The organism is Psychroserpens sp. XS_ASV72 (assembly GCF_041224425.1).
Taxonomy (GTDB): domain Bacteria; phylum Bacteroidota; class Bacteroidia; order Flavobacteriales; family Flavobacteriaceae; genus Psychroserpens.
The window spans coordinates 1-9,196 of record NZ_JBGFGL010000042.1 but is presented as its reverse complement, the minus strand read 5'-3'; the positions used below and the strand labels follow the sequence as shown (position 1 = coordinate 9,196).

Genomic DNA, 9,196 nt, shown 5'->3' with positions numbered 1-9,196 from the left:
TCTGCGACTGGCGAAAATTCCGTTGGAGAAAAAGCGCGACGGCTGAGCGGTCATGGTTTTTCAGTTTTGTTGATTGGATTAAAAGTAAGAAAAAATCTTCTGCTTAACCGACTGTACGCATTAACTATACACGTTGTTGTGGTGTCGTTTTTTAATTGATGACATTTCCATTTTGATTCGATGTTCTATTAAACAAAATCAAATCATAATGAAAAAAACTATCATTCTAATTCCATTACTATTATTTTTATTAGGTTGCACCTCAGACGATAGCAATCCAAATACCAGCGATGTCACAATCTCAATTGAAGCCTCTGGACTTAACGATGATAAACTAGCGCTGAACAATTCAGCAACTTTTACAGCAATTATTTCTGATTTTGATGGTGATGCGTCATCATTGAGCTACAGGTGGACTTTAACAAATGAGAATGGGGAACTCTCTGATGGTGTAAATCCATTACCTAATCCTACAGCCAGTGGCAGTTCTATAAACTGTGTCGGTCAAACGGTGGGAGAAGAAGAGATTATGTTAGAATTGTTGGATGCCTCAAATACTATACTTGCATCAGCATCCTACAACTTTACAATAGTTGATTCTGCAAACCAAACGAGTTTTGGCTGTTTTGATCAGCCTAAATTAATCTACAGGAAAGGAACATTTAACTTTGTACTTAATTTTGATGGTACGAATGAAGAATCCCTTGGCATTGGCGGAGGGTCAGGCGTAGCGATATCACCAGATGGCGAATGGATTGCGCAAGCTCGTGACACTCAATTCGGATGGCAGATGAACCTATTCCGTTGTGATGGTTCTACTGGCTTAATTCCTATCCCTCTAACATTCGAACACTTAGATAATTCTCCCGTATTTTCCTTAGACAGTAAGATATTATATTTTACGAGGGCTGTACCGTGGCAAAACGACTATTTGGAAGAAATTTTTTCTTATGATATTGAGACAGGAGCCTTGAATCAAATAACTTCTCTAGCACAACAAAACGAGACAGTACAAGGAGGTTTTACTATATCTCCTGTATCTGGTGACATTGCTTTTCAACGTTACGTTATAAGCACAGAAGAAACAAAATTAGCTTTTCTCCAACCCGAATCTGGACTCATTACAGATTTCTATACCTTTCCAGATGGTGTCGGCACTACTAGTTTAGATTGGTCGCCAGATGGCGGCGATATTATTTTTTCTGCAAATTATCCAACGGCAATCGGTATTTACAGAATAAATGTAACTAGTGGCTCACAACCACTACTTGTTTTTGAAGATCCTTCACCCAATACAGTACAGCCTTTAGGCCCAACTTATTACAATGGTGGTAATCGAATTGCGTGGGCTGGATCTGAAAATGGACAGTCTGGTTCAAGTCTCTGGTCTATAGACGCCAACGGAAATGATATGCAATTGTTGTTGGATGCAAATTCAAGTCTATTAGTACTCTACGGAGTTTTACGTTAAAAGAATGATGGACAAAAGTTCAAAAAGGATGCTATTTGGCATCCTTTTTTGGTTGATGAAAATAAATCATTTAATTTTTCTGTCAGGATTGCGCACGGATCAAAATGCACCACAACGTGTTCGTGTATGGTGTGTTGCGGGATTTCAGCCGAGCGCTTTTGTGCTTGGATGAGCCAGCTTTGACTGACGAAAATTCCGCGTTGGAGAACAAAAGCGTGAGGTTGAACTAACGAAATGTTTCCTGAAATAAATATAGTTAATTAAAGTGAGAATTTTTCCGATGGAAAAATTCGAAGCAATACACTATACACGTTGTTGTAGGTAGTTTTTATTTACGAAAATCATTATAAATATTCCAATGGATATAGCAATAAAAGCAATTAATGAAATTATTATTGAAACTGATGGATTATCATAGAAATAATCATTTCCAAAGCCTACTAAGTAGGATATCGCTCTGGATGGAAGAAAAATTAAGCTTATGACTATCGCTAAATATTTAGGATTTGTATTTTTAGTTATTATCGAATTGATAACTGGAGCCACGTATAATTCAGATGCTGTTAGCAAAAACATGGATATAATATATAAAATGACATCCTTTTCAGTAGTTTCCTCAGGAATCAGAAGCATGATTGAAAAAGCAATAGCACCAATAAGAAATCCAAATGCTAATTTCATAAACCTACTTGAATAATACTTTGACCAAAATATTATTAAAAAAACACCAATAATTATCACACAGTAAAAGTTTAATGAACTCCAAAAATCTGCAGGTATAGATGAGACTTTTTGTGTTGCAAAATCCATCGGAATACTGTAGATTCTTCCTCCGCTGATTTCATAAGCTGACCAAAAGAAACCGACTATTAAAATAGCTGCCAATACCTTAACAATTTGAATGCCATTAAATTTTTGATTAATTATAGCTTCTTGGTTTTTGTCTTTTGAGATTAAAATAAAAATTATTGATATTAAGTAAACCAGTCCAGCTGTTATAAAACTGTATGTGTAACCAAATTTTTCTCCAATATATGCTATTGCCACAATTCCAATAAAAGAACCGAGGTTTATCACTAAATGGAACATCGTGAAACCAGAATCGAGTAATTTGGTATTATGTAAATATTGTTTTCCAAAGCTTGATATTATGTTTGGAGTATATAAACCTCCTCCCAAAAGAATTATACTTCCTCCAATGTAAATAGAACTAACAGATGGATAGCATAGAATAAAAGCACCTAAAGCTTGCAATAAACCACCAAGGATGATAGCTCTTTTATTATTTAATAGTAAATCACCTATTAAAGCACCAAAGATTTGAGTGAAAATTAGACATATGGTAGAGAAACCGTAAATACTCAATGCATCTTCCCTTGACATGTTTAATGTCGTTCCAACCATGTAGAGTATTAACGAAGATCTTAATCCATAATATGCTGATCTTTCAAAAAACCTAGATAATAGGTGGTAAAAAGAAGATTTACTGTGTCTTTGATTTACTATTTTTTGCATTTACTCTAAAAATTACCTACAACGTGTTCGTGTATGGTTTGTACGGAATTCAGCCGAACGCTTCGCGTTTCGGATGAGCCAGCTTGTCTGGCGAAAATTCCGTTGGAAAAAAAGTGTAAGGCTGAGCTTACGAAATGTTCCATGAAATAAATATAGTTAAATAATGTGAGAATTTTTCCGCTGGAAAAATTCGGTAGTATTAACCATACACGTTGTTGTACACTGTTATCTTGAGTAAAGGTCTTTATTGAATTCTTTGATTCCCAAAGTCAAAAAGATTATGGAAACAATAGCTACTACAGATCTAATAGAATCAAGAGTTTTAAATTTATCTAATAAGACTTTAATTTCCTCAACAGACCTATTTGCGATATCATCTGCTCCAAGTTCATAAAGGATGGGATAGACGAGCAATCCAGTTCCAAGTCCAATTATGAAGAATGTCAAGAAGTGAAACAAAAACAAATTCCTAGCTTTTTTGAATTTCCAAATTAGAACGATCATAATAATAAAAACAGGAATGTTTATTCTTCCAAAAAGTTGGAAGAAAGTTCCAGGATCAGCTTTATTGTAGAAATTGTTTGTGTTGACTAAAGAATTCGGAAGGTCGTAATCCCAGTTTGGATATTGAGTTACTATTGTAAATACCATTCCGCCAAAGAACAGGTATGCTAAAATCGTATAAATCCAAGTAACAATAATTCTTAGTTTTTCCATTTTTCAGATAATTGTGTACAACGTATTAGAGTATGATTTGTGCGAATGAAAACGCTTTGTTTTCAGTCGTTTCAAATCCGTTGGTTAAAGGTAGTAATTTTTCTATGAATTTAGATGTGAGCATGAATGATACGCATTGTTAGCCATAGTAGCACAGCCAGAACTTTAGATTAGGAAAAGACATTAGCTGAGAATCCGAAAGCAACCGAATCAGAATGCCAACCCAAATTAAGCTGACTTGCGCAAGATTCCGCTAGTTTCGATGATAGGAACTGATCATTTGACATTTAGGTTGCTACTTTAGACTAGGCAGAGTAAAATTCCGCGAAAAGTTGAATTCATTTTAATATGATTCCAATTGAGTAACTTCAGAATAGAGTGGAAGTGGAATTTTCGTTTTGTGCTATTATTGCTAACGAGTTTGTGTATGATTTGTTGCGGAATTCAGCCAAGCGCTTTTGCGTTTGGATGAGCCGTTTACGGCGAAAATTCCGCTGGAGAAAAAGCGCGACAGCTGAGCGGTCGTGATTTTTCAGTTTTGTTATTGAGATTAAAAGTAAGAAAAATTCTTCCTCTTAACTAACAGTAGCAATGAATTATACACGGTGTTGGCTGTAGTTATAATATATTATAAATTAAAAAATCACCATTAATAATGGACCAAAGCCATGCCAATTGCAAGTTCTATCCTCAATTATTAATTCTTCATCATTATATTTCAATGTATAGTTGTCTGTGACGGAACAGCCTCCATAGTTTAAATTGATTAGTTCCAGTTCAAATCTTTTTATAGCTTCGACTTTTGATGGAGTCAATTTTGTTTCTTGTCCATTATATTTTGCGTAGAATAAATTATCCTGTTTTCTAATTTTTAAGGAAGCACCTTCTCCAGAGATCGAACCACTATGCCATAAATCAATACTGAACTCCTCATGATTTTTTAATTTTTCTATGAAGGTTATATGTTTTATTGAGTCATAGTTTATCTTATCTAAGCAAATTGTAACAGTATCCATTTCTTTTTTATTAATGTTGAAATTTACTGTTTCAGACATTTTAAAAATTGTTGAGTATCTAATAGTATAGTTTCCTGAATTTAAACTATCAATTACAAAATAGTTTTTTAATAGTTCAGGTTTATATTTTTTTATAAGGACATCATTTTGAAGTAATTCAAATTCAGGTAAATAGACTAAACCGTCGTGATCGATTGCACAGTAAGTTTTATGTACAGCAATTTTATGCTTATTGGATTCAGCTATACAATTAATAAATAATAGAGGAATTAGATATAGAATTAACTTATTCAATAGAGCTGTATGAGTTTATAATTACTGCCAACGGTATTGTGTATGGTTTGTTGCGGAAAGACAGCGCACGTGTGCGGTTGGATTTCCGAGGAAAACGTGCGCATTTGGCGCAAATTTTCCGTTGTTTAAATATAGTGAATTTTACTTAAGGGTTTTAATAGCTGTTCATTGCAGAGCAATGAACTATACACGTTGTTAGCTACCGTTTTAATTTATTATAGTTTTAATAGTTTTTTCAAGCACAACTTTACTAGTATTTGGTTGTACTACTTTATAATATCCAACATCAATACTTTCATTTGAAAAAAAGAAAAGGTGTATATAGTTCTTTTCTATTGAATATATTGCGATAGTCGGTACATTTTCAATTTTAGTTTGCATTGCAAAAAAAGTCAAATCATCTATCCAACTAATAATGTTCATATTTACTCCAGAATTATTCATACTATTGATGAATTTTTTCTTTTCCATTTTAGGTAATATATAACTGAAATTATATTGATCATAAAGAGATAATAATTCATTCGGAATGTTATCAATTGGGATATACTTTTCGTTTGCAAATCCATTTTCTATAGATGACCATAAAAACTCTTGACTATGTATTTTAAAAAATGAGAGACTTAAAAATATTGAGACTACTATTATTTTCATTTATGTAATTAATAATGGTGGCTAACGGTCTTGTATATGAAAAGTAGCGGATTTTTACACACTGACTTTTCGGTTTAGTACTGGCTTTAAATTTATGAAAATCACTTTGAATTAAGCACTTCAACCGCTATTTTTTATATACGTTGTTGTAGGTAGTGCTTTATTCAGCGTTGGGAAAAGACATATTCTTTTGCAATTTTGGCTTTGCTTCGGCTGGTGCGAATTGCAAATGTGTATGGCTTTGAGCGTTGGCTATTTTGTGAATCGGATTTGTAAGTTCAATTTGAAAAATATTTGTCCGTTTTCCTCATAGATTTCTCCAAATCCGTGTCGAGAAGAACTTGCAGTGTCAAGTTTTGTGTTATTTAGTAGATAGTCCTCAAATTCATTTCGGTTGTAAATATGATAGCACAAAACATCTCCATTTTCCTTAACGATTAAATATCCGCCTGTAGCATCATATTTTCCAGTCCAAACTTGAGATGGCATCATTCCAAGCGCAACATCTGTTAGAAAACGCTTGATTTTATATTCGTAAAATTTATGCTCATTCTCAATGTCAAATTCTAACGGATTTTTCTTTGCTGTCAGGTTGACTAAATCAGTTAAACGAGAAAATTCTGTCGTATAGAAATCAAAAACGATTTGTGACAAAATTTGAGGAAGCAAACTATCAATAAGCACAAGGTTATTTGAAAATATTTGCCTCTCTGTTTTCACAAACTCAAATATTCCACCTTTACTTTGAATTAGAGTAATTCTGTCCATTATCTTACTCCTTGTGCCAATGGAATTTATTTGGTCAATCTCGTCTCTTGTTAAATGCGTAAAGTTAATTTCGTAAATGAAATTGGTTGTTTTACCTGCATTTAAAAGAGTAGAAGGACTCCCAAGTTGTGATTTTATACTAAATCCTAAAGTCGGTTGTTGATTTGTCCTTTGGTCGTGAACAACAATTTTAATATCTGTTTTTGCAGAAGAATTTGCTTTTAAAGAGATACAGTTAATTGACTGCATAAACTCTTCGATTACAGGAACCGAAAAAGTTCTTTCTGTACTTTGCTTAATTGCATTTAAGAGATAAAGAGCCTTTTCTTTAAATTCTAAAATTGGAATTTTCAGTACTTGTTCATTACCTGAAATCAAGATGATTTCATCCTGAATTGAGTACTCAAAATCGCCATTGCTTTCTGAACGAAGAATTTTGATTATAGGATAAACTAATCCTTCTAATTTTTCAATATCCTTATCTCCAAGAAATAATTGTTTGTCGCCTAATAATTTGAAAAGAGCATAAATTTCGCTCCATTCGCCTTTGTTTCCTGTAATCATTTGCAGTTTAGTTTTTCTATGATTTTCTCCGCTGTTGCTTGAATCGCGGGAACTGCAACTGAATTTCCGAATTGTTTGTATGCTTGTGCGTCTGAAACTACTATTTTAAAATTGTCTGGAAAGCCTTGTAATCTTGCCCACTCACGAGGTGTCATTTTCCTAATTCCTTCTCGATTTACCTCGCCAGAAATGTTGGTTACCGGTTTGAAGTTGGTTAGCCTATTATCATAAACTAAATTTCGTTCTCTACCCATACCACCGCAAACTACTGCATTTGCAGTTCCATCATTTGGAATGATTTCATAGCCAAATCCATTTCCTTTGCTTTCGTGCCTTGCTTTGTGATTTCTTAAAGTGTCTATGTAGGTAGTTGAAAGATAATATTTTACTGAAACTTCTTTTTTTTCCAAAATATCTTCCAAAACAGCATCTTTATTAGTTGGTTCTGGATATTCAAAGTCTGTAATTTTAGTGTCCTTGTGGAAGCCAACTATAAAAATTCGTTCACGGTTTTGTGGCACACCAAATTCTTTGGCATTTATAATTTGTGGCTCCGGAACGTAATAACCTAAATCTTCACGAAGGACATTTAAAATGGTTGCCAAAGTTTTTCCTTTGTCGTGATTTCTTAAACCTTTTACATTTTCGAGGAAAATTGCTTTTGGTTGTTTTTTCTTTATGATTTCGGCTACGTCAAAAAATAGTGTTCCCCTTGTGTCTTCAAATCCACCACGTCTTCCTGCAATTGAAAATGCTTGACAAGGAAAACCTGCACAAAGCACATCGAAGTTGTCAGGAATGTAGCTTTTAGTTAGAGGTTTTGTGATGTCTCCAAATGGAATTTCTCCAAAATTGGCTCGATATGTCTTTTTTGAATATTTGTCCCATTCACTTGTAAAAACACATTTCCCACCCAAATTTTGAAGTGCTAATCGAAATCCGCCAATTCCTGCGAATAGGTCAATAAATTTAAAATCTGGTTTCTCTGGTGCTGGAAATGGAACAGAATTTTTGTTGTTGAAAATCAAATATTGTAATGCCTCTTCTGCAACTTTTGTAGAGATTTTGTTCTCTGAATTTTCAGATAAAATCTCTTTAACAAAATTTAGCGCATCTTTTTTAAAGAATTGAGAAACACCATTTTTATGGTTATGCAAGTAATGAGAATACGAAGCTTGTTTGGGATTTTCAGGTTCGATAATGTTAATCTCAAACAATTGTCCGTCAATATTTTCTATTACTGTTTTCTCGTTTAGCATTTAATTTTCAATTCAAGATTTGTTGTCCGCAAGATAAGAAGTCTTTCGCTGTTTTTTTAATTGATTCTGAAGTGTTTTTCCAACTCTTTTGAACAATTTCAAAACTGAAATTCGGTTGGGGAATTTTTAGCTCTTTTGGTTTTTCAGCGTTGGGATTTAGCTTTGGAAAAAACCAAAAGTGCTAAAAATGCGGCTGGTTTCAGCATTACCTACAACGTGTTCGTGTAAGGTTTCGTTACAATTGGTTTTGGATAAAGTTAAATAAAATAGTCCAACAAATTCTTGCCTTCAAATTTTTCTGCTGGAAAAATGCAGAAGTAATGAACTTTACACGTTGTTACCTGCTGCAACGACACACAAGAGTGAGCACGTTTAGATATGGCATAAAGGTTGGAACAATTGTAAACCCAAAAGCTAAACTTTAGTTTTGCTTTTGACCGATTAATTCCGTGAAAAGGGTTTGAAAAACTCTTTGAGTATTATAAAAACTGCGATAAGAATAAAAAATGAGGTAGCAGAACGCATCGACTACCTCGGGTACACGGCTTAACGTATTTAAACGGCAGCTATTACAAAGATATAAAATCAATAAGATTATTTCCCAAACAGAAAAAAGTCCACATCTGAGTAGGAATCCGAGTTCGAGTGAGAAGATCCGCGTATGAGTAAAAAATCCACGTATGAGTGAGTTTCCGATTGCAATTTTGATTCAGAGTTTGAGTAAGAAAAAATTCCGAAAATTATGATTTTCCGCTCTAATAATATTCAGTCGGACGATTTTCAGGAGTTGTTGCTGGTAACGTAGACGTATATGCCACGTTGTTTGTTTTTCAGAAATTTACACAAAATTTATTACCTGAATAAATTGTTGGGTAAATTTAAAACCATGTGGCATATACGCAGTTGTGGGTAGTAAAAGCTTCGAATAGCCAAAGGCT

Annotated in this window: 7 protein-coding genes; 1 reads left to right on the top strand and 6 read right to left on the bottom strand. The window is 33.7% G+C overall.

Annotation, left to right across the window (positions count from 1 at the left end):
- Positions 1-208 precede the first annotated feature (208 nt).
- A complete protein-coding gene (locus tag AB9K26_RS00295; RefSeq protein WP_369970551.1) occupies positions 209-1,471 on the top strand; it encodes a TolB family protein in 1,263 nt (420 codons plus the stop codon).
- Between the two features lie 303 nt (positions 1,472-1,774).
- Here the strand turns inward: AB9K26_RS00295 and AB9K26_RS00290 are convergent, their stop codons facing one another.
- From AB9K26_RS00290 to AB9K26_RS00265, 6 genes are all read right to left on the bottom strand, one after another.
- Positions 1,775-2,986 (bottom strand): MFS transporter, encoded by a 1,212-nt coding sequence (locus AB9K26_RS00290; protein ID WP_369970550.1) that lies wholly within the window; start codon positions 2,984-2,986, stop codon positions 1,775-1,777.
- Positions 2,987-3,211: 225 nt separating this feature from the next.
- Complete coding sequence (locus AB9K26_RS00285; RefSeq protein ID WP_369970549.1) at positions 3,212-3,703, bottom strand: hypothetical protein; 492 nt, start codon at positions 3,701-3,703, stop codon at positions 3,212-3,214.
- A 635-nt stretch (positions 3,704-4,338) separates the two neighbouring features.
- Positions 4,339-5,013: a hypothetical protein gene (locus AB9K26_RS00280; RefSeq protein WP_369970548.1), complete on the bottom strand. Its 675-nt coding sequence runs from the start codon at positions 5,011-5,013 to the stop codon at positions 4,339-4,341.
- Between the two features lie 207 nt (positions 5,014-5,220).
- Complete coding sequence (locus AB9K26_RS00275; protein ID WP_369970547.1) at positions 5,221-5,667, bottom strand: hypothetical protein; 447 nt, start codon at positions 5,665-5,667, stop codon at positions 5,221-5,223.
- 252 nt (positions 5,668-5,919) lie between these two features.
- Entirely contained in the window at positions 5,920-6,999 is a 1,080-nt protein-coding gene (locus AB9K26_RS00270) for an HpaII family restriction endonuclease (protein ID WP_369970546.1), read from the bottom strand.
- Positions 6,996-8,258, bottom strand: a complete 1,263-nt coding sequence (locus tag AB9K26_RS00265; protein WP_369970545.1) for a DNA cytosine methyltransferase — start codon at positions 8,256-8,258, stop codon at positions 6,996-6,998. Before AB9K26_RS00265 ends, AB9K26_RS00270 begins: the two co-directional genes overlap by 4 nt.
- Between the last annotated feature and the right edge of the window lie 938 nt (positions 8,259-9,196).